Here is a 21,371-nt window from a genome sequence, read left to right as displayed (position 1 = left end):
TTCTTAAATCCAAACATCATTTTCAGCCGTCAATGATGATTTCACCTCTCCTGTATTAATCACTCCTTTCGGTTCAATTAATATGACATGGCACTCTTCTTTTGCATATGGACAATGTTCTACTCCCTGAGGGACAACGAATAAATCACCATTCTTTAATACCACATCTTCTTCTCTCATGCGAATCGTTAATTCACCTTTAACTACCAAAAATACTTCGTCTGTATCATCATGCTTGTGCCACACGAACTCCCCTGAGAATTTAGCGACCTTCAATTGATAATTATTCATTTCTGCAACAACTTTTGGAGACCAAAACGTATGAAATTTTGTTAGTTTTTCTTGAATGTTAATGGGTTGATTGTTCATTTTTATGCCTCATTTCCTTGTGAAATAACTTTATTCATTTCTTTTGCTGCATTTATTGCCCTCGTATCTTTTTCGATATCTCCCGGTTTGTTTCCTTCACCCAATATATATCCTAAAAACTTCATTCCTATAAAATCAAAGATGTACTGAAATTGTTGAATCATTGGTAATCCCTTGATCGTTGGCTGATCTCCACCAACAGCAATGACATAAGCTTGTTTATTTCCCATGGACTTCTTAAAGTGTTTCATTTCGGGATCCCTGAGTGTTTGGGACCAACGATCGATAAAATTCTTCATCATACCGGACATACTATACCAGTAAATAGGTGTAGCAAATATTAACGTTTCATATGTCATTATTTCTTGAATTAATTGTTGATAATCATCATCCACTAGAGGAAAACCGCCTTCACTATGTCGATGATCCTTTATAGCATTTATTTGATAGTTAGATAAATGAAATTCCTTAACTTTCACCCCATTTATCACTTGTTTCGTCAACCATTCAGTATTCCCGCTTTTACGTGTTCCACCATATATGACTGCTATATTCATTACGATTCACTCCTCTAGTTTCCTATCATATTAAGTTTAATCTGTTTCTATTAATAGATACAGATGATAATATAGATATCATCAATCGAAAAATACGATCAATGCAGAAGGTGAAAAAATGGATATGAAGCAATTAAAGACCTTTCAAACAGCGGCCACTACTTTGAATTTTACAAAAACTGCAAAAATGCTTAATTTTGCACAATCAAGTGTAACCGCTCAAATAAAAGCATTAGAAGCAGAACTGCAACACCCACTTTTTGAAAGGTTGGGAAAAAAACTTGTCTTGACCGCTACCGGTAAAGAATACAAGAAGTATGTTGACCAAATGTTAAGGTTAAATGATGAGGCACTACAAAAAATAAGTGACAAACAGTTTAGAACAGCCTCCTTAACAATTGGCGCACAAGAAAGTCAATGTACTTACCGTCTTCCACGAGTTTTACAATTATTTAAATCACAGTTTCCTCATGTAAAATTGACGTTTAAACCTGCCCATTCTGATGATTCAGCAAGAGCACTTTTAGATGATGGTACACTCGACCTTGCCTTTATCATGGATGTGAGAAAAACCCCTGAGACCTTACTGACAGAGACATTAATAATTGAAGAGTTAAAAATGGTCGCAGCGCCAGAGTATGCAATTAAATCAAGCGTTACCCTAAAAGATTTACAAAATGAATCATTTCTCTTAACCGAAATCGGATGTGCCTATCGCACTTTATTGGAGCAGACTTTAGCGGGGGAAAATGTCTTTTTGCATAACAGTATTGAGTTTGTGAGTATAGAGGCCCTTAAACAATGTGTAAAAGCTGGACTAGGTGTGGCTTTTCTTCCCGCCATGGTCGTCAATAAAGAGCTTCACAACGGTCAATTAAAAGAAGTTATTTGGCCAAACGAACACATTCAACTCTATACACAAATAGCTTGGCATAAAAACAAACAAATGACACCACCACTACAAGCATTTATTGATTTAACTAGAAACGTATTTAAAGAGGAGAGAAAAAAAGCTGTTAGTTCTTATTAATAAGAGTTAATCCTATTATCGATAGCTTGGCAGTTACTATTTAATGATCGTCTCCACTATGTGAAATAATGTCGTAACAAGTTGTAACGCAAACAATCTAAATTTGCGCAAGGAAACAAAATTTACTAATGAAAAGGCTAACACCACCATCGCTCGGCTTTCACTTCTGCTTTTCCACTCTTGTCCATCATTTCCTTATATGAAAAAACCCAATCCGATTTGATCAGATTGGGTTTTTACTATCGCCTATTACTCTCATAAAAATATTTGATTGAGCGCTCAATCATCAATCATTTTTATTTATAAGAATGCCACTGTTGTTTCAACACTACATGGTTTTTTTGCATATATTGTAGACTTGCAACAAGCGCAAATCCTATCATAAGAAAAATGACAACCATGCCGATGACTCCATGCCATTCGTAGCGCGACCAAAAGAATCCAGCAACTGTACCACCGACACTAGAGCCGAAATAATAAAGAAATAAATAGAGCGAAGAGGCTTGTGCTTTGTCATGTGTTGCTCTTTGGCCAACCCAACTTGAAGCAATGGCGTGTGCCCCGAAAAAGCCAAATATAAAGATAGATAAACCTAAAAGAATGCCGATGATATGAGGTATAGCCGTACAAACTGTACCTACTATGGCCAAGGTGAAATAACTAACTAACATCTTCTCTTTACCGTAAGAACGAACAAGTTTTGCGTTAATTGTAGAACTAACTACACCGATTAAATAAATAAGAAATAACCAGCCAATCGTTGCATGACTATATGAAAATGGCTCGCTCATTAATAAATAACCAACATAGTTAAACAATGCCACATTGCTGCCTAATAGTAAAAAACCGATAAAAAACAAAGCTAACAACATTGGATCTTTAAGATGGTCAATTAAAGAATGGGATAATGAACGAAGGTTTAATAATCTCGGCTTAAAGAATTTCGAATCAGGTAAACTTCGTTGAAAATACATTGTGGCAATAAAGCCAATCAGTCCCACGCCAAAGATAGCAATTTGCCAGCTGAAGTAATCTGTAATAACACCCGTAAACACACGCCCAAAGACAGCGCCTGTGGCATTCCCACTAATATAAAGGCCCATTGCCTTTCCTAAACTTTTCGGATTCATTTCCTCAGATAAATAAGCCATTGCAATAGAAGGCAAGCCTGCAAGTGTCACACCAATGAGCACACGATAAATAAGTAATATCTCAAAAGAAGGACTAAATGCCGTCAAAATACACAGAAATGAGGAAATGAACATGGAATAAACCATAATCGGTTTTCTTCCCCACACCTCTGATATAGACCCAAAAAATAACATACTAATCGCTAAAACTACTGTTGTCAGGGAGAGGGAGAGACTTGCTTCTGCTGGGGTAATAGAAAAAATTTTCGAAAACTCCGGCAGTAATGGTTGCATGCAATAGAGTATGGCAAAAGTATTAAACCCCGCAGCAAAAAATGCGATATTCACTTTTTTGAAAAGATTGCTACCTTGTTGTATGCCGTTCATCAATTCATGTTCTCTTCTTTCTTTTAGAATAGTTCTTGTCTTGTAACATATTCTTTAATATTAAACATCGTACCACCTTTGAATCGATTTGTATAATGCATTATAATAATAAAAACAATGTATTATTGTAATGGAAAAGAGTGAGTCTATGGATATTCAACAATTGCTTTATTTTCGAACTCTTGCGGAAACGGAACATATGACACAATCAGCAGAGAAACTATTGATTTCTCAGTCTGCATTAAGTCGTTCCATTGCGAGGCTAGAGGATGAATTAGGTGTGCCATTATTTGAAAGACAGGGGCGTGCTATTCACCTTAATGCTTATGGGGTTATCTTTTTACGAAGAGTAGAGAAAATGATTCAAGAGTATGTAGAAGCTAAGCAAGAAATTCAAGACCTTATTCAACCGCATACTGGAACGATTTCTCTTGGCTTTCTCCACACATTAAGTACCAACATTATCCCCGATATGATTTCACAATTCCGTGATTCTTACCCTGAGACACATTTCCGACTTAGTCAGGGAGCTTCACATGTCATGTTAGAACAACTCTATAATGGGCAAATTGATTTATGTTTTATTGCACCTAATGAAAAAAATGATCAGGTAGGCTGGATGAAGTTATGGGAAGAAGAACTTTTTGCTGTCGTACCTAAAAACCATCGGCTAGCAAAGAAAAACTCTATTACACTCGAAGAACTAAAATATGAACCAATCATTCATTTAAAGAAAGGATATTCTTTAAGAGAGACCGTTGAGGGGCTCTTTTTAGATGCAGGCATCACGCCAAAAATTACGTTTGAAGGTGATGAGGCAGATACAGTCGCGGGGTTAGTTGCTGCAGAGCTTGGGGTTTCAGTTTTACCTGATTTGAAAGGTATCAACAAAAGTAAGATTATACAAATTCCAATTAGCCGACCACATTGCTTCCGTATGATTGGTATTGCCTGGTTAGAAAGCCGTTATATGTCACCCATTACAAAAACGTTTAAAAAATTTGTGACAGACCAATATGTCTCTTCTGGATGGTGAAAATACAAAGCCATCCAGAAAGATATATTCAAAACCGATGTTGGTGAAGATTCCCGAACCGTTCAAACCATACCAATGCCTTCTGTTCAACTTTTTTCACATAAGCATTTTTTCCTTCAATATAGGCATGGATATCTGTCGAGTGCTTGATGGCCAACGATTCTTTTAAGGCACCATATCTTTCAGCTTCTAATGGATGAGTCCGTAAATAATCACGAAAGGCAAGATGTCTAATAATCTCCTTATTGTCTTTTGCAAAAAAATGAAGATGATGCGTACGATTATCATGTCCTTTTTGAAAATATCTTCTTCCTCTTATACCATTCTCTCCTCTTGCTTCATACCCTAATGCATTCATTTCAATTAAGTAATCATCAACCTCTGCAATATCTTTGACAACCGGTAATATATCAATAATCGGCTTGGCTTTAAGGCCTGGTACTGAGGTGCTACCGATATGAAAAATGACTATCATATTATCTTTAAAGACTCGTTTTAACTTCTGTGCCTCTACTTCAAAGGCCGTAGACCATTGTCTATCATAATTAAGTACTTCTACTTTCCTCATAATTACCTCCATTTCCTAGGATTGAATAGTCCCTCTATCTGTTCGAATAACGATTGGTGCTTCTTTAGCGTATTTATTTGAGAAAATCCACCTTCTACCAACAGGAGCAACAATAATATAAACTCCATCTTCATATTCTCCGAAAAAGTTTAAATATTTCTCGTGTTTAATTGATTCGTTGTTTCTCACTGGTATTCCTTTATCTTGTAATTGCTGAGCAAGCTCTATTATATGGTTTGTAGCGATACCTACCTCACTTATATTTAAAAAATGAGCCTTATGAAAATGTGATTCACTAGCTACTGCGGACGTTTTTCTTGCAATCAATTCAACGATATTACCGGATGGATCCTCGAAATAGATCGCTTTTGCTTTCGCTTCCTTAAAGTCTACCTCATCTTTTCCCTCCTCCATTGCCAATTTAACTCTATTACTTAACCAAACTTTCGCTGATTGAAGTAAGTTAGGTGGAATATTAATAGCAAAATGATAAAAAGATGCCTGTTCAATCTCCTCTTGAATGGTTAACAGACTTGTACCAACCTGAAATGTAATCTGTTGTTTAGATTCTTTATATACATTTAGACCCATCACTTCTTCATAAAATTTTCTCGTTTCATTGTAATTACCTATATATATTGTCAGCTCTTTTATTTGCATACGTTTATCCTCCTTACCGTTTCTTTCATTATACAAAATGACCGTTGTTTAAAAGTCAGTCTATAGGTTGAAAAAATCAGTTAAATATTAAAGGATAATGAGTATTCACAGCTTTTTCTGGGACCAAAAAAGTGAAAAAAGCTATAGAATCAATTAGATGATTCCATAGCTTCATTGTGTTTATACTCAGGATCAAGAATAATAACCTCTACTCTGCGATTTTTCTCCCAATTTTCTGAGCTATTGTTTGCGGCAATCGGCCTTGTTTCACCGTATCCTACTGCAGTAAAACGAGACGGTTCTATTTCATTATTCTCCACTAAATAACGAATAACACTACTTGCTCGAGCTGAAGATAACTCCCAATTTGATGGGTAGCGATAAGTCTCAATTGGGCGATTATCTGTATGGCCCTCGACTCGGATAAGATTAGGCATTTCTTTGAGCATGACCCCTAAGCTTTCGAGAAAACCAAATGAATCTTCAATAAGATCGGCTTGGCCCGTTTCAAACAATACTTGCTCTTGCAGAACGAGCACAACACCTCTTTCATTTCGATTGGCTGTGATCACATTTTCCAACCCATTAGATTTTAGATAACTCTCCACTTCCTGAACAAGTGAATCAAGTGAATGTGGTGTACCTGTCTCTGTTTCATCTGGCACAGATTCACGTCCATCATCAGGTAATATTGATGAGCTAGATTGGAATATCCCTACTTTATTAAATGAATCTGAGACAGCCTTAAACTTCGTCATATCCACTTGTGACATCGAAAACAGAAGGATGAAAAAAACGAGAACGAGCGTAACAAGGTCTGAATAGGTCACCATCCAAAGGGGAGCACCCTTTTTATTGTTCCTATCTCTTTTAGATCGGCGGTTATTGCGCCTCATGTTCAAAGTCCTCCGTTAGCTCTAGTCGCTCCTCGATAGCTTTTTTCTCGGTTTCGGACAAGTAAACACTTAATTTCTCTCGTAAAATCGTTGGGTTCTGTCCCGTTTGAACACCAATTACCCCTTCAATCACAACCTGTTTATAAAAAATTTCATCATCCGTTTGTGATTCAAGTTTCGCAGCTAAAGGATTGAAAAAAAGGTTTGCTAGTAAAGAGCCATATAAAGTCGTTAAAAGAGCAATTGCCATTCCGGAACCAAGTTCTGAAGGGTCGTCCATATTTTTCAACATAAGGACTAGTCCAATTAATGTACCAATCATTCCCCAAGCAGGTGCATAATCCCCTGCTTTTTCAATAATATTCCTTCCTTTTCGATGGCGCTCTTCCATTGCATCAATATCGGCATTAAGTATATCTCTAATCATTTCTGGTTCAATTCCATCAACCGCCAACAACACACCTTTACGGATGAAAGGATTTGGTTCATTTACAACTTCTAATTCTAAAGATAATATACCTTCTCTTCTAGCACGGTCTGCTAACTTAACAAAAGTCTCAATCAGACTCTCTATTGACCTCTCTTCTTTAGAAAAGCCTTTTTTCATTACTATAAAAGTCTTTCGTAGATCCTTCATTTGGAAGGATATAAAAAGACCTGCAACTATCCCACCAATGACAATAAAGATGGATGAGAAATCAAAAAAATACTTAATCCCAGTCCACCCACCGGAAGCAACAATTCCAAAGATAATCATGATTACACCGACCATTAAACCAACTGGTGTTAACTTGTCTAACTTTCTCATTCTCTCTCTCCCTAATGACGAAATTAGAAAACTCGCCTATTGGCGAGTCTTGCAAGAGGTGAAGACAAGTTATTCCTTATTAGCTGTAAAGAAACTTATCTTCTCACTTGACCATTTTTTCTTACCTTAACATGTAAAAAGTGAGAATTACCTTGTAAATACGGTAAACTCACTTTACATGTCTTTCCCTCTTTTTCTCATATCGGTCGGATGATTATTTTGTTGAGTTACGCTGTTCAATTCGGTGCGGAAGTACTACTGTGTGATCTGTGACTTCTTCCTTATTCATATACTTCGTCAATAATCTCATTGCAACTGCACCTATGTCATATAGCGGTTGTACAACAGATGTAAGTTGTGGTCTCACCATTAAAGCTAATCTTGTGCTATCAGAGCTAATCACTTCTACATCCTGAGGTACGTGATACCCTTTATCTTGTGCGCCATGAACGATGCCTAATGCCATTTCATCTGAACCAGCAAATATAGCAGTTGGCTTGCTATCTAACTCTAACAAACGTTCAAATGCTTCCAATCCTGAGTCATATGTGTAGTCGCCTTCAATTACCCATTCTTCATGATAAGGAATACTCGCGTCTTGAAGAGCTCTCTTATAGCCTTCTAATTTTTTCTCTGCATTGATTGGTTCTCTTAAAGGGCCAATCAGCAAGGCAATTTTTTCGTGACCTTTTTGAATAAAGGCTTCCGTGGCATCATAAGCTGCTTGTTCATAATCAATGTTAACAGAAGGGATGGTTTGCGACTTTTCAATAGAACCAGCAAGTACAATAGGTACAGGAGATTTCTCAAATTCCGTCACATGTGCTTCCTCTATATTACCACCCATAAAAACAATCCCGTCCACTTGTTTTCCTAACATCGTGTTTAATAGATGTAACTCCTTGTCCATATTTTGATCTGAGTTACTTAAAATAATATTATACTTATACATTGTTGCGATATCTTCGATTCCTCTAGCTAATTCCGCGACAAAAGTACTCGATACATCGGGTAATATCACCCCTACTGTCGTAGTTTTTTTACTAGCAAGTCCCCTTGCAACAGCATTAGGGCGATAGCCTAAACGTTCAATTACCTCTAATACTTTTTTTCTTGTTGTCGGTTTGACATTAGGATTCCCATTGACAACCCTTGAAACAGTAGCCATTGAAACATTTGCTTCGCGTGCTACATCATAAATCGTAATATTCATGTCACACACTCCTTCTACTTTTTCTATATTAATAAAATGTATTTATGTATGTCATTCTTCTACAAACCTTATTTGTTCAGCAAGAATTGTAATTATGTATAATCATACGATACTTTTCTCATCCCTCGCAACTTCATGCTGAAATATTTATGAAAAAGTCAAAAAATAGTTAGAATCTAACCTACATAACTGTTATCCCAAAGTTCTTTCCTATTGTTCAATTCCTCACATAATCTTAAAAATAAAGATTAGAAACCACAACCAGCTTACTACAAATTTTTTTAAAAAGATATAAAAAAAGCCGATTCAAGAGGGAAGGTTACCATTCCCCTTAAATCAGCTTTATTATACCATTACACTTGAATTTGTGAAGGAAGTTTAAGTGCGTTCATGAATTGATCAAATTGATTTAAATCCATTTGCTGAGCGGAATCAGATAACGCCACTGCAGGATCTGGATGTACTTCTGCCATAACCCCATCAGCACCAATTGCAAGTGCTGCTTTTGCAGCTGGAAGTAATAAATCTTTTCTTCCAGTTGAATGAGTGACATCAACCATAACTGGTAAATGTGTTTCTTGTTTTAAAATTGGAACAGCCGTAATATCTAACGTATTTCTTGTTGCTTTTTCATATGTTCTTATGCCTCGTTCACAAAGAATAATTTGGCCATTTCCTTGTGCCATGATGTATTCAGCTGCATTAATGAATTCTTCAATCGTTGCAGACATACCACGCTTTAAGAGTACAGGCTTATTGATTTGTCCTGCCGCTTTTAGCAATTCAAAGTTCTGCATATTTCTAGCTCCAATTTGAATAACGTCTAAATACTGCACTGCAGTTTCCATATCATTTGGGCTTACGATTTCTGAAATAACAGCTAAACCATATTCATCTGCTACACGTTTTAAGATTTTCAAGCCTTCAACACCCAAACCTTGGAAATCATAAGGAGAAGTTCTAGGCTTAAATGCGCCGCCTCGTAACAACTTCAAGCCTTTAGCTTTCACAGCTTCAGCAACTGATGCCACTTGCTCATATGATTCTACTGCACATGGCCCAAAGACAAGATGTGGCTGTCCGTTACCGATCTGCTCTCCATTTATATCAACAATTGTATTTTCAGATTTTTTCTTACGGGATACTAATAATGCTTTGCGATGGTCATCCTTTTGTAATTCTAAACCAGCTTTAAAAATTTCCTTGAACATATGCTCAATTGTTGAGTTCTCAAAAGGTCCATTATTATTCTCTTTGATTAGATCCAACATCGCTCTTTCACGGACAGGATCATAACGATAGACTCCTTGTGTTTCCTTTACCCTTCCGATTTCTTGTACAAGTTCTGCTCTCTCATTAATTAAAGAAAGCAACTGAAGGTTAATTTCATCCACTCGGTTACGCAATTGCTCTAGTTCTTTACCCATAATAGTCCCATCCTCTCAATTGTTATTACATTAAAGCTCAATTCCGAAAAAGCGAAGATGAGTACAATACTTTCTTGCTTCATTCAGATATCACTTATTTGTTTTGGTGATAATTATAATACATTTTTTATAATTGTTGTTATTATATATGAAATATACGCTTCTGTCACTAATTTTATCTTTATTAATTAGACGCTTTTAAGCAATAAAGCAAATTGATTCAAAAGGATGTGATTCTTTTGGGTGAGAAAAAACAATTTTTTGTCTTAGATATAGGAACAAGGTCAGTCATTGGTCTCTTTATTCTTTTTGAAGAAGGGGAGTATAATTGTGTTGATTATTTTGTAAAGGAACATGATGATAGGGCAATGATGGATGGACAAATTCACAATATCCAATCGGTTGCAGAAACAGTTATTGTTATTAAACAATCCTTTGAAAAAAAACATGGTCCCCTTCAGAAAGTATTTATTGCTGCAGCTGGTCGATCATTACGAACCGAACGCATAATGACTAGTATGGATATAAGAAATTATCCGCCTTTAACTGCTGATAATATTCAATACTTAGAATGGCAAGCTCTTCATAAAGCACAATCTACTATTACAAATAAAACTCATCAAACAGAAATCCAAACAGATTATACCTTTGTAGGCTATACACCACTGTATTATTTTATTGACCGACAGCCTATTGGAAGTTTATTACACCAACAAGGTGCTCAAGCGAGTGTAGAAATTATTGCCACCTTCTTACCTAAGCTTGTTATTACCTCTCTAGAAGCAACAGTACAAAGAGCAGGGTTAACGATTGATGGGCTCACACTCGAGCCTATTGCTTGTGTACAAACCTTAATTCCTCCACCCTTACGACACTTGAATATAGCTGTATTAGATATCGGAGCGGGTACATCTGATATTGCCATTACTAATGAAGGAACAATTACTGCTTATGGGATGGTGCCACAGGCAGGTGATGAAGTGACAGAGTTCATTCAGCAATTGACACTAACCGATTTCCATGAAGCAGAGCGTATCAAACGGCATTTAGTCGACCATGAATCCTTCACATTTGAAACATTAAATAACACACAACAACATATCTACTCAAAAGACTTAATGAATAGACTTTTTCCCTTTATCGAACAACTTGCTCATTCACTTTCAAAAAAAATACAACAGCTAAATAATAAAAAGTCACCTCTTGCTCTCCTAATAATTGGCGGTGGAAGCTTAACACCTGGCATTCAAGAATTACTTAGAGACCAATTAGATTTGCCACCACATCAAGTCATGCTTAAAACTTTAAATAGCTTAAAACATCTATCATTTCCAGAAGAGCTAGCTTCTCACCCGATGTATGTTACACCTTTTGCAATCGCAATTGCAGCCAACGAAACTCCGCTCAGATTTGTTCCTATTACAATCAATGGTGAGACAGAACGATTGCTAAAAATCATGACTCTCACAGTAAAGGATGTCTTATTAACTGCAAAATATCTCACAAGGAATTGGTATGGAAAAATTGGCTCTCCAAAAGTAATTACCGTTAACAAACAACAAATGACCATTCCAGGAAGTCACGGAAAACCGCCATATATTTATTTGAACGGTAAAAAAGCAAAATTAAAAGATGTCATCCACGCCCATGATGAAATAAGTGTCGTAAGAGGAATGAGTGGAGAGCCAGCGACTATTAGAGTATCTGATTGTGTCGGAGAAACCGAGAATAAAAGTATTTATATTCATGATGCAAAATACACCATTATGCCCTTAATAAAAGTGAATCAAGTAACAGCATCCACTCAACAGCTACTCGAGGACGGTGATCATATTGAATATATGATCCCATCGACAATTACAGAAATCTTTCATTCATTAGATTTGACACATCTTTTAGAGCACGTAAAGCCATTTCAACTGATCATCAATGGGAAGCAGACAATCGTTCCACCTCATAACGGAAAAGTCATTTGCAATGGAAATTCGATATCTTTAACTAGTCATGTGAACCATTTAGATCGTTTAGAGATCATTGAACAACGCCCATTAACACTGTTAGAATTCATCAAATATAAATCTTTACAGTACAAGGTCAGTATGACGATTAGTGTTAATAATAAAGAAGTTACACTTTATAAACAACTTTTGCACATAATCAGAGAAAAAGAGAAATTAGTTGAGGAATCACTTATACATTCAGGAGATGTACTAGAAATAATAAAGGAAGAAGAACAAGCAAGGTTTTATTTTCATGATGTGATTAAATTTGCTCAAGTTCAAATTCCTTATCATGGTAAACTTCAATGTACATTATTTAAAAACGGCAAGAAGTCCTCTCTATTGGAGGAAATACAAGAGGGGGACAGTTTAAAAATTCACTGGTCAACTAAAAATTACACACTCGTGCGGAAAAAACACATAACTCCTTCAACCAATTTAAATAATGTTCCGAACGACTCACGTCCATATTAGACAAATAAATCGTTCGGGATAGATAACTTCCTTAAGCTTGTACAGCCTCATTTAGGTTATCATATGTAATTTTACGGTGGGATGTATGCCAAGACACTTCTTTATTAACAAAAAGAAAAGCTTGTGGAGATTCGTGTTTTACTTCAAATATTTCTGCTATCTCGTTTGACAATGGGCGATCTTCTTGAACAACTAAGTAATAAGCTTTCACATCACTACTATTTTCATTTGTGTATTTTTCATATTGCTCGTAAGCATCTGCGCTGATTGGGCAAGTGTTACTGTGCTTAAGTAATAACATCTTCTCATTCTCTTGCAATGCTTGGTTAAATGCTTCTTTTGTATTTAATCTTTCCATTTGAATTACCTCTCTTATTATAATTATGGTATACCTCACATTATTTTACTAAAAAAGAGTCACCTATGACAAATCGAGATCATAATAAAGCGGTAAAGAATAGAGGGCTCTTTACCGCTTTATTGAATACTATTGATTTACTTTTTCCTCTGTTTGGTCAAAAGCTACTTTCGTTTCTTCTAATCTCTTTTGTGCTTCTGCTTCCGATGTTGGAGCATTTTCTTCAGCCACTCCGTCATCTTTTGCAGTCATTTGCTTAATTTTATCTTTCATATCTGCAGACTGCTTTGAGACTGTTTGTTGTAAGTCATTAGATTTTTCTTTTGCTGATTGAACGATTTCATTGCTTTTTTCTTTAGCAACCTGAACCCATTCAGTACCTTTTACTTTAGCAGTATCAGCGATATGGCTAGATTTTTCCTTTAAATGAGAAGCTTGTGTATTAATATCACTTATTAGTTCCTTACCTGATTTAGGGGCAAGTAATAATGCTGTACCAGCACCTACAATACCACCAATTAGTGCTCCGATGACGAAATCCTTTGTATTAATGCTATCTTCATTTTTGGCCACTTGTGTTGATTCATTTTCTTGACGATCTTGGTTACTCATCATTATCATCCTCCAAATTGAATTTATGACCTTGCTCTTTCTCTTTTCTTGCTAGGAACTGGGATAGGATCCTCAGCTGTATACGTTTGCGCTGGTGCTTGCTTACGTTGTTTATATTTCTCTCTTAATTCTAAGATGACATTACCCCAGCTAATAGCTTGTGCAACTTTTTCTTTATTCGACTCTAGCTGCTGACTGACTGAAGATGATATATTTTGAATAGAACCATTAAAGGTTCTTACTGAGTCCCCTACTTCTTTTACGGCACCAACAACATTATTCAAGCTTTCAGATTTCTTTTGAATATCTTCTGCTAATGCATTCGTTTTATGTAAGAGTACTGTCGTTTCCTTGGTCACTCCATCAAGCTGTTTTTCTAACCCGTCTAATGTCTTAGATACACTCGTTAACGTTACTTGTAGCGATGAGAGTGTTTTAGCAAGGTAGATGACTAAAACTAAAAAAGCAATGGCAATAACCGCTACACTCAAATACAAGATAATTTCCATTAGGCACACCTCCGTATTTTCAAAATAAGAATGATTCAAAGAAAAGAGCAAAGTATTTAATTTATTATTGCTTTTCCCCAATTATGAGAGAATAAACGCTCTTTCCAAATAATCCTTTTTATTTTATCTGTAAATATTATCATAATATAAACAATTACTTAAATGAAGCGATTAGACCTAACGGGAACCTTACTTATCTATTTTATCCTAAGAAAATCATTTATTCTGTCTTTTTCTCTAGTTATTTTCGAACAAACCTCCCACTTTAGGTTACAATAAGAAGGTAGTAATCAATTTTTTATTCGGAGGGATATGTAATGAAAGATCCTCGTATTGAACAATTAGCTAAGAACTTAATTAATTATTCAATTGGTTTACAAAAAGGAGAAAAAGTTCTCATTGAGAACTTCGGTTTACAAAAAGAACTTGTAACTGCTCTTGTAAAAGAAGCCTACGCCGCTGGTGGTCACCCTTTTGTCACGATAAAAGATAATACAGTTGACCGCGCACTTTTATTCGGCGCAAATGAAGAACAATATAATATGATGGCTTCATTTGAAGCAAATGTCATGAGTCAAATGGATGCTTATATTGGTTTACGTTCTGGAAATAACATTAACGAACAAGCAGATGTACCAGATGAAAAAATGCGTATTCACGGATCAACAATCGGTCAAAAGGTACATAGAGAAATTCGCGTGCCAAAAACAAAATGGGTCGTACTCCGCTATCCAAACGCTTCAATGGCTCAATTAGCTAAAATGAGCGTGGAAGCATTCGAAGACTTTTACTTTGATGTATGTAACTTAGACTACAGTAAAATGGATGCAGCCATGGACAATCTCGTTTCATTGATGAATAAAACAGATAAAGTTCGCTTAACAGGACCTGGGACTGATTTAAGTTTTTCAATTAAAGATATCCCAGCTATTAAATGTTCTGGACAAATGAATATACCAGATGGTGAAGTTTATACCGCTCCAGTGCGTGATTCAGTGAATGGAGTTATTTCTTATAACACACCATCTCCATATAACGGTTTTACGTTCGAAAATGTAAAACTAACTTTCGAGAATGGTAAAATCATTGAGGCCACTGCTAATGATACTGAGCGTATTAACAAAATATTCGATACAGATGAGGGTGCTCGCTTTGTTGGAGAATTTGCTATTGGTGTTAACCCTTATATTCTACACCCAATGCAAGATATCCTTTTTGATGAAAAAATTGACGGTAGCTTTCACTTCACACCAGGACAATGCTATGACGAAGCATATAATGGGAACAAATCAAATATCCATTGGGACTTAGTCAATATCCAACGTCCTGATTATGGTGGTGGAGAAATCTACTTCGATGATCAATTAATCCGCAAAGACGGCAAATTTGTAATTGCAGAATTAGAAGCACTCAATCCAGAAAACTTAAAATAAGCTAACAAATGGGAATTTTCCCATGTGAACCACGAACAAATTTTTGTTCGTGGTTATTTATGTATTCCCACATAAAAAATGACTGCCACAATCATTCATGCATATAGCAGAAGCCAACAATCATCTTAACCGTCTTTTCTTCAGATTTAATTGTTGTAATTTTCCTTCTGTACTAATTCAGTAATTTCCTTAACAACAGGTACACCCTGTCTTGTAATGGTATTAAACATGACAAAAGTCTTCTTACATGTTGTCAATAGCTCTTGATCCTCATTATATATTTCTTGATAAATATAAAAGCTTTTATTACCTACATTACGTAATTCTGTGAAAATTGTGAGTTCTTCATTCACTCGTGCCTCTTTTTTATAGGTAACATCAAAGTTAACCATTACTGTTCCTAAATGCTGTTGATCTAATTGCTCTTTTCCAATGCCAATTTCTCTATACCAGTTAGATACACCCTTCTCTAAATAGACAAGATACTTCATATAATTCATGTGACCTAAATGATCAATATCATCTTGTTGAACACATACCTTTAATATATTTTTTCGCATCTTCATTCCCCCGTAATTTATCCGTCATTTTTTTATATTATATTTTATCAAAATAGTAAGAAAATGAATACATCAACTTTCATCATTCAAATTTATTTAGTTCCAAGTAATTGATTAAGGGGAATATGTAAAGAAAAAATGATTGCTATGCCGTGTTGATGGCCTGATGTGAGTGTAGCCCATTAAATGCGCAGCTATCTTTTCCGATTTTACTTCTGATGCACGAGCAAATCCCTTTTGATCTGCTATCTTTGCTTATTTCACTTCAGTTGCACGAGCAAATTCCTTTTTCTCTAATGGACTTAAACCACAAATTGAATTGATAAAACAAAAAGTAGTCCCCCACTCTCATGAGGAACTACTCGCTTATAGTTGCATTTCGTATGCTTTCTGGAATTTTTGAATGTCGCCTGCACCCATAAAGATTAAGACACCATCGTGGTGATCTTTTAAGATATTCGTATCGTCTTCGTTTAAAATAACAGAACCATCCACTTTTGCTTGTAAATCTTCAATAGAAAGCTTTCCATGAATTTCCCTAGCGGATCCAAAGATTTCACATAGATACACTTGGTCTGCCAAGTTTAAACTTGAAGCAAAATCATCTAAGAATGTTTGTGTCCTTGTGAAGGTATGCGGTTGGAAAACACCGATGATTTCTTTATCAGGGTATTTTTGACGCGCTGCTTCAATTGTTGCTTTTATTTCAGTCGGATGGTGAGCGTAATCATCGATAATGACTTGATCACCAATTTGTTTCTCTGTAAATCGTCTCTTTACTCCTCCGAATGTGAGGAGCTGCTCTTGAACAATCGAAGCATCAATATCTTCGTAATGACACACGGCAATCACGCTTAAAGCATTTAAGATGTTATGATCTCCGTATGATTTGATCGTGAACGTATTATAGAAGGTATTCCTTACAAATACATCAAAGGTTGTACCGCTTGTTGACTTGATGACATTTCTTGCTTGAAAGTCATTTTCTTCACCAAAACCGTAAAAAACAACAGGTACTTTTGCTTGCACTTTTTGTAATTGTTCATCATCACCACAAGCGAAAATCCCTTTTTTCACTTGTAATGACATTTCTTGAAACGCAGAAAAAACATCATCAAGACTTGCAAAATAATCTGGATGATCAAAATCAATATTTGTCATGATGCAATAATCCGGATGGTATGACAAGAAGTGGCGGCGATATTCACATGCTTCAAAAGCAAAATATTCGGCCAGTTTATTTCCTCTCCCAGTACCATCACCAATCAGATAAGCAGTAGGATTCGCACCTGTAAGTACATGTGCAAGCAACCCAGTCGTAGAAGTTTTACCATGTGCTCCTGTAACAGCGATACTTGTAAAATTCTTCATGAAATCACCGAGGAACTTGTGATAGCGAATGATTGGTAAACCAAGTCTTGTCGCTTCTTCTATTTCCTCATGTGTATCAGGGAATGCATTACCGGCAATGATTGTTAAGCCAGGTTGTATATTATTTTTATTAAATGGCAAAATTTTTATTCCAGCTTCCTCAAGTGCCACTTGTGTGAAGAAGTGCTTTTCAACGTCTGATCCTTGAACATTATAATTCATATCATGTAGAATTTGTGCAAGTGCACTCATCCCTGACCCTTTAATACCGACGAAATGGTAAATAGTCATATAAAGAAACCTCCAACCATCGTATATCTGTAAAACAGTATATGACATATATCTATTTTTGCTCATAATCGTTTATTTCAAGTTTCCATAGTTCTTTTTAATTCACATTTAAACATTATATCATTATTCCCTTTGAAAAACTATGTATCACTTGTCCCGATCATCATAATTTTTTGCAACTTATAGTGCATGAGAATTTTCCTTACCTACAGCACAGTATATCAGCCTTTTCTACTTAAAAAGGTTGTTTATTTTTAGGTAATAAGGAATAGGACTATCAGCTCAACACTTCCCAATATTGGCTTTCTGGTAAAATGTCCAATGCTCTGTGCTTTAAAAAAGACCTCAATGTATCTTTTTTGCCCATTCTTTGATAGTTTGTACGTAATTCACTAAAAGGATGAACATCTTGACATAGTAGGAGAGGGGGAAAAGCGAAATTATTCTTTATACCAGGAATTCTCCTTAAAAAAACAACCGTTCCTCTTACGATAGTTAAAGAAGAATGCTCTACGTTATTTAAAGATACAACTTGTTCTTCCTCATTTAAATCATATCCAACTATAGTCTTTCCATCATAGTTTGTAATTAACAATGGTTCCATAACAGCAGCCATACATAGGGCAGCTTGAATCATTTCATATTCACGCATCTGATTTCTTTGTCTCTGTAAAAATAGCTGAAACACGCTAACCCCATGAATGGTTTGGTAGTCAAAAATTAACCAATCTGTAAATAGATGGTACATGCTTGATGGAATTTCATCCTCCTCCTTTAATTGGAGGTGTAGTTTAAAAATATGCTTTGCACGGACCATCTCACGAATATTTAAGTGGCGTTCACTGTACCTTTTAACCTTTTCAATTAACTGAAAACTAGCTACCTCACCTTGCAGTTGCTTTTTATCACGAAACTTGTGCAAATGAACGATGGGTGTATCATTTTCAACCATCATGACCCTTCCTTACCTTTCTTCTAACATCATTCACTATTTTGTTCAATTTCATTTAGTTCCATTTCAGTAATGAGGACATCTCTTGGTTTACTGCCCCGATTTTCAGATACGAAGCCTTGTTCCTCCATCATATCTATTAAGCGTGCTGCTCTGTTATAACCAATTTTAAACCTTCTTTGTAACATAGAAGCGGATGCCGCCTGATGATCAATCACAAAATAACATGCTTCAAAGAATAATTCATCTGTTTCTTCAGTTACTTTCGCTTTCTTTAATAACTCATCTTGTTCAAATAAATATTGTGGTTTCTGCTCTTTCCTAACATGTGCTACGACATCATCAATTTCTTGATCAGAAACAAAAGTTCCTTGCAAGCGAACTGGCTTTGATGAACCGTTTTCTAAAAAGAGCATATCTCCTCTACCCAAAAGCTTTTCAGCACCACTAATATCTATTATTGTCCGCGAATCCACTTGTGAAGAGACAGAAAAGGCAATTCTTGTTGGTACATTTGCCTTAATGAGACCCGTGATAACATCAACTGACGGTCGTTGAGTCGCAATAATTAAGTGAATCCCGCAGGCCCTTGCCTTTTGAGCGATACGACAGATGGCTTCCTCAACATCCGCTGGGGCCATCATCATTAAATCGGCTAATTCATCTATGACAATGACAATATACGGCAGTTTTTGATGGTATTGCTTATTTGCCTCTGCATAATCATTGAAACGATTAATATCTCGTACGCCCGAATGAGCAAATAATTCATATCTTCTTTCCATTTCTTCTACTGCCCACTTCAGTGAGGCTGTTGCCGCCTTTACATCGGTTATGACCGGACTAACAAGATGTGGTATTTGATTGTATGGTGCTAATTCTACCATTTTAGGATCAATGAGCAAGAGCTTTAACTCCTCAGGATCAGCTTTGTATAAAAGACTAATAAGAATAGAATTTATACAAACACTTTTACCAGATCCTGTTGCACCTGCAATTAAACCATGGGGCATTTTGCGTAAATCTGTGACAATTGGATCACCAGCAATATCTAGACCTAATACAGCAGTTAATGGTGATTCTGATTGCATAAACTCTTCACTATGAATGATTTCGCTAATTTGTACAGGTCTACTCTTTTGGTTAGGCACTTCTATGCCTATCGCATGTTTTCCAGGGATAGGTGCTTCTATTCTAATATCCCTTGCAGCAAGACTGAGTTTGATATCATCAGCTAGGTTTGTAATTTTATTTACTTTCACTCCCGGCTCTGGTTGCACTTCAAAACGAGTAACGGCAGGACCTTTCGTTACTTGTATCACATGAGCTCGGACATTGAAGTGATGTAGGGTGGCATTTAATAATTCCTCTTGTTCTAATAACCATTCTTCATCTGTGTCCATATTAACTGGAGGATCTAACAACCTCATAGATGGGAAGACATAATTAGGCAAATTTTCTTCTATTTCCTCATCTCTATAAAAGTCATTTTTTTTTACTTGTGACGATGGATCAAATGCTGCCGTCTCATTGACATTTAACTTTTTCTTATCCGATTGCAACATCATTACATTAAAGGGCAGATGACTCCGCTTCTGTGATTGATGAGACGATGTTCCAGTTTCTATCTCTTCTTCCACATTGGCGTGAGCTTCTTCCATGCTATGTATGTTTGCTTGTCCTTCATCCTGTGCCTCATCTTCATACATCCGTTTTTCTTCAACTTCTTCATACTGATTCGAATAAGGAATGGATTTTTCAAGTGCGACAGCAGTTTGATCTTGTGAAACTGTTAGCTCATCTTCGACCTGAAAGGATGTTATCATTTGTTCCGGCTCATTGTTAGTCGTCACTATCGGGTCTTCTTCCACCCTCACACTCACTTGTTCCGGCTCATTGTTAGTCGCCACTATCGGGTCTTCTTCCACCCTCACATCCACTTGTTCCGGCTCATTGTTAGTCGCCACTATCAGGTCTTCTTCCACCCTCACATTCACTTGTTCCGGCTCATCGTAAAGAGACAATTGATTGTATTGTTCTTCAAGTGAAGCAGATTCTTTTCTTCCACGAGCAATACCAAGATCATATTCAGTAGGTTCTATTCTTTCATACTGTTCAAGTTTCGTTTCCTCTTTTATTTGACTTTTCCTTTGACCAAAACCATATATAGGAGAGGGAATTTCTGATGGTTTAAATGGCCCAGCATTCAGCTTAATTTCTGTTTTTTTTACTTGTTTCTTTTCTATTGGACGATGATTTTCTTGCTGATTTTCAATATTTTCTTTTGTTGAATGATTTCTTCTTTGTCTTGTTTGAAGATTTTTGCTATCTTTTGGCTTTTCGTCTGCTAATTTATTTACACGTTCTCTTGGCTTTCTTCTTCCCCGTGTCTCATCTGGGATGAGAGGAAAACGAAATTCACCTTTTGGATATTGATAAATTACTTTTGCTTCTATCTCTCTATGTGTATCATATGGTTCTTTAGCTTGAATTTTATTAGTGTTATTTGTAGGTTTCTCTTCTTGAGTTGTATTCGTTGGATTATATTCCTTGAACTCATCGGCATCATAGCCATTAAAGTAGGCTTTTATTCTTTTAAACCAATTCATTCTATCAACTTCCTTTTCTGTTCTAACTTACATTCTATCAGTAAACCTACTAAGAATGATAGCAATTATATAATCTGAGTTATCTTTGATAAGTTTTTGATATCATTGAAAAAGATGACAC

At 36.0% G+C, this 21,371-nt stretch carries 20 protein-coding genes; 4 read left to right on the top strand and 16 right to left on the bottom strand.

The window, feature by feature from the left end:
- Positions 1-3 precede the first annotated feature (3 nt).
- Entirely contained in the window at positions 4-369 is a 366-nt protein-coding gene (locus MKX29_RS15100) for a cupin domain-containing protein (RefSeq protein ID WP_095372238.1), read from the bottom strand.
- Between the two features lie 2 nt (positions 370-371).
- A complete protein-coding gene (locus MKX29_RS15095) occupies positions 372-926 on the bottom strand; it encodes a flavodoxin family protein (RefSeq protein ID WP_251162544.1) in 555 nt (184 codons plus the stop codon).
- Between the two features lie 118 nt (positions 927-1,044).
- On the opposite strand from MKX29_RS15095, the gene MKX29_RS15090 reads away from it, so the two are divergent.
- Complete coding sequence (locus tag MKX29_RS15090) at positions 1,045-1,956, top strand: LysR family transcriptional regulator (protein WP_341106349.1); 912 nt, start codon at positions 1,045-1,047, stop codon at positions 1,954-1,956.
- A gap of 296 nt (positions 1,957-2,252) precedes the next feature.
- Here the strand turns inward: MKX29_RS15090 and MKX29_RS15085 are convergent, their stop codons facing one another.
- Entirely contained in the window at positions 2,253-3,473 is a 1,221-nt protein-coding gene (locus MKX29_RS15085; RefSeq protein ID WP_341108287.1) for an MFS transporter, read from the bottom strand.
- 148 nt (positions 3,474-3,621) lie between these two features.
- Here MKX29_RS15085 and MKX29_RS15080 point away from each other — a divergent pair, with 148 nt between their 5' ends.
- Positions 3,622-4,509, top strand: a complete 888-nt coding sequence (locus tag MKX29_RS15080; protein ID WP_224938768.1) for a LysR family transcriptional regulator — start codon at positions 3,622-3,624, stop codon at positions 4,507-4,509.
- Between the two features lie 28 nt (positions 4,510-4,537).
- Here the strand turns inward: MKX29_RS15080 and MKX29_RS15075 are convergent, their stop codons facing one another.
- The 6 genes from MKX29_RS15075 to MKX29_RS15050 form a co-directional block, all read right to left on the bottom strand.
- Positions 4,538-5,077, bottom strand: coding sequence for a GrpB family protein (locus MKX29_RS15075; RefSeq protein ID WP_341106348.1), 540 nt, complete (start codon positions 5,075-5,077; stop codon positions 4,538-4,540).
- A gap of 15 nt (positions 5,078-5,092) precedes the next feature.
- Positions 5,093-5,737, bottom strand: a complete 645-nt coding sequence (locus MKX29_RS15070) for a hypothetical protein (RefSeq protein WP_341106347.1) — start codon at positions 5,735-5,737, stop codon at positions 5,093-5,095.
- 149 nt (positions 5,738-5,886) lie between these two features.
- Positions 5,887-6,633: a flagellar motor protein MotS gene (gene motS, locus MKX29_RS15065; protein WP_251162541.1), complete on the bottom strand. Its 747-nt coding sequence runs from the start codon at positions 6,631-6,633 to the stop codon at positions 5,887-5,889.
- The gene (gene motP, locus MKX29_RS15060) at positions 6,620-7,441 is read right to left on the bottom strand and encodes a flagellar motor protein MotP (protein WP_341106346.1); all 822 of its coding nucleotides are present in this window, start codon (positions 7,439-7,441) and stop codon (positions 6,620-6,622) included. Before motP ends, motS begins: the two co-directional genes overlap by 14 nt.
- Positions 7,442-7,655: 214 nt before the next feature.
- Positions 7,656-8,654 carry a catabolite control protein A gene (gene ccpA, locus MKX29_RS15055; RefSeq protein ID WP_224938773.1) on the bottom strand — a complete coding sequence of 333 codons (999 nt, stop codon included), beginning with the start codon at positions 8,652-8,654 and terminating at the stop codon, positions 7,656-7,658.
- Between the two features lie 353 nt (positions 8,655-9,007).
- Entirely contained in the window at positions 9,008-10,081 is a 1,074-nt protein-coding gene (locus MKX29_RS15050) for a bifunctional 3-deoxy-7-phosphoheptulonate synthase/chorismate mutase (RefSeq protein ID WP_285840908.1), read from the bottom strand.
- 239 nt (positions 10,082-10,320) lie between these two features.
- On the opposite strand from MKX29_RS15050, the gene MKX29_RS15045 reads away from it, so the two are divergent.
- Complete coding sequence (locus MKX29_RS15045) at positions 10,321-12,555, top strand: cell division protein FtsA (protein ID WP_341106343.1); 2,235 nt, start codon at positions 10,321-10,323, stop codon at positions 12,553-12,555.
- A 31-nt stretch (positions 12,556-12,586) separates the two neighbouring features.
- Here the strand turns inward: MKX29_RS15045 and ytxJ are convergent, their stop codons facing one another.
- The 3 genes from ytxJ to MKX29_RS15030 form a co-directional block, all read right to left on the bottom strand.
- A complete protein-coding gene (gene ytxJ / locus MKX29_RS15040; protein WP_341106341.1) occupies positions 12,587-12,913 on the bottom strand; it encodes a bacillithiol system redox-active protein YtxJ in 327 nt (108 codons plus the stop codon).
- A gap of 129 nt (positions 12,914-13,042) precedes the next feature.
- Positions 13,043-13,525, bottom strand: a complete 483-nt coding sequence (locus MKX29_RS15035; protein ID WP_224938776.1) for a YtxH domain-containing protein — start codon at positions 13,523-13,525, stop codon at positions 13,043-13,045.
- A gap of 23 nt (positions 13,526-13,548) precedes the next feature.
- Positions 13,549-14,034 (bottom strand): DUF948 domain-containing protein, encoded by a 486-nt coding sequence (locus tag MKX29_RS15030; RefSeq protein ID WP_224938777.1) that lies wholly within the window; start codon positions 14,032-14,034, stop codon positions 13,549-13,551.
- Positions 14,035-14,351: 317 nt separating this feature from the next.
- Between MKX29_RS15030 and MKX29_RS15025 the strand changes: the two genes are divergently transcribed.
- A complete protein-coding gene (locus MKX29_RS15025; RefSeq protein ID WP_095372225.1) occupies positions 14,352-15,467 on the top strand; it encodes an aminopeptidase in 1,116 nt (371 codons plus the stop codon).
- A gap of 146 nt (positions 15,468-15,613) precedes the next feature.
- On the opposite strand, the gene MKX29_RS15020 is transcribed toward MKX29_RS15025, so the two are convergent.
- The 4 genes from MKX29_RS15020 to MKX29_RS15005 form a co-directional block, all read right to left on the bottom strand.
- Positions 15,614-16,027 (bottom strand): acyl-CoA thioesterase, encoded by a 414-nt coding sequence (locus tag MKX29_RS15020; RefSeq protein ID WP_224938779.1) that lies wholly within the window; start codon positions 16,025-16,027, stop codon positions 15,614-15,616.
- 366 nt (positions 16,028-16,393) lie between these two features.
- Positions 16,394-17,689, bottom strand: coding sequence for a UDP-N-acetylmuramate--L-alanine ligase (murC, locus tag MKX29_RS15015; protein WP_224938780.1), 1,296 nt, complete (start codon positions 17,687-17,689; stop codon positions 16,394-16,396).
- 277 nt (positions 17,690-17,966) lie between these two features.
- Positions 17,967-18,641, bottom strand: coding sequence for a hypothetical protein (locus tag MKX29_RS15010; RefSeq protein WP_341106334.1), 675 nt, complete (start codon positions 18,639-18,641; stop codon positions 17,967-17,969).
- Positions 18,642-18,670: 29 nt separating this feature from the next.
- Positions 18,671-21,250: a DNA translocase FtsK gene (locus tag MKX29_RS15005; protein ID WP_341106332.1), complete on the bottom strand. Its 2,580-nt coding sequence runs from the start codon at positions 21,248-21,250 to the stop codon at positions 18,671-18,673.
- Positions 21,251-21,371: the final 121 nt, after the last annotated feature.

It is taken from the genome of Cytobacillus sp. FSL R7-0696, assembly GCF_038006865.1.
Taxonomy (GTDB): Bacteria; Bacillota; Bacilli; order Bacillales; family Cytobacillaceae; genus Cytobacillus; species Cytobacillus kochii.
Note: the sequence above shows the minus strand (reverse complement) of the source record. Positions and strands in the feature narration are given on the sequence as shown.

Coding starts and splice junctions, on each gene's coding strand:
- MKX29_RS15100 (WP_095372238.1), bottom strand. CDS start 369: ATGAACAATCAACCCATTAACATTCAAGAAAAACTAACAAAATTTCAT.
- MKX29_RS15095 (WP_251162544.1), bottom strand. CDS start 926: ATGAATATAGCAGTCATATATGGTGGAACACGTAAAAGCGGGAATACT.
- MKX29_RS15090 (WP_341106349.1), top strand. CDS start 1,045: ATGGATATGAAGCAATTAAAGACCTTTCAAACAGCGGCCACTACTTTG.
- MKX29_RS15085 (WP_341108287.1), bottom strand. CDS start 3,473: ATGAACGGCATACAACAAGGTAGCAATCTTTTCAAAAAAGTGAATATC.
- MKX29_RS15080 (WP_224938768.1), top strand. CDS start 3,622: ATGGATATTCAACAATTGCTTTATTTTCGAACTCTTGCGGAAACGGAA.
- MKX29_RS15075 (WP_341106348.1), bottom strand. CDS start 5,077: ATGAGGAAAGTAGAAGTACTTAATTATGATAGACAATGGTCTACGGCC.
- MKX29_RS15070 (WP_341106347.1), bottom strand. CDS start 5,737: ATGCAAATAAAAGAGCTGACAATATATATAGGTAATTACAATGAAACG.
- motS (WP_251162541.1), bottom strand. CDS start 6,633: ATGAGGCGCAATAACCGCCGATCTAAAAGAGATAGGAACAATAAAAAG.
- motP (WP_341106346.1), bottom strand. CDS start 7,441: ATGAGAAAGTTAGACAAGTTAACACCAGTTGGTTTAATGGTCGGTGTA.
- ccpA (WP_224938773.1), bottom strand. CDS start 8,654: ATGAATATTACGATTTATGATGTAGCACGCGAAGCAAATGTTTCAATG.
- MKX29_RS15050 (WP_285840908.1), bottom strand. CDS start 10,081: ATGGGTAAAGAACTAGAGCAATTGCGTAACCGAGTGGATGAAATTAAC.
- ytxJ (WP_341106341.1), bottom strand. CDS start 12,913: ATGGAAAGATTAAATACAAAAGAAGCATTTAACCAAGCATTGCAAGAG.
- MKX29_RS15035 (WP_224938776.1), bottom strand. CDS start 13,525: ATGAGTAACCAAGATCGTCAAGAAAATGAATCAACACAAGTGGCCAAA.
- MKX29_RS15030 (WP_224938777.1), bottom strand. CDS start 14,034: ATGGAAATTATCTTGTATTTGAGTGTAGCGGTTATTGCCATTGCTTTT.
- MKX29_RS15025 (WP_095372225.1), top strand. CDS start 14,352: ATGAAAGATCCTCGTATTGAACAATTAGCTAAGAACTTAATTAATTAT.
- MKX29_RS15020 (WP_224938779.1), bottom strand. CDS start 16,027: ATGCGAAAAAATATATTAAAGGTATGTGTTCAACAAGATGATATTGAT.
- murC (WP_224938780.1), bottom strand. CDS start 17,689: ATGACTATTTACCATTTCGTCGGTATTAAAGGGTCAGGGATGAGTGCA.
- MKX29_RS15010 (WP_341106334.1), bottom strand. CDS start 18,641: ATGGTTGAAAATGATACACCCATCGTTCATTTGCACAAGTTTCGTGAT.
- MKX29_RS15005 (WP_341106332.1), bottom strand. CDS start 21,250: ATGAATTGGTTTAAAAGAATAAAAGCCTACTTTAATGGCTATGATGCC.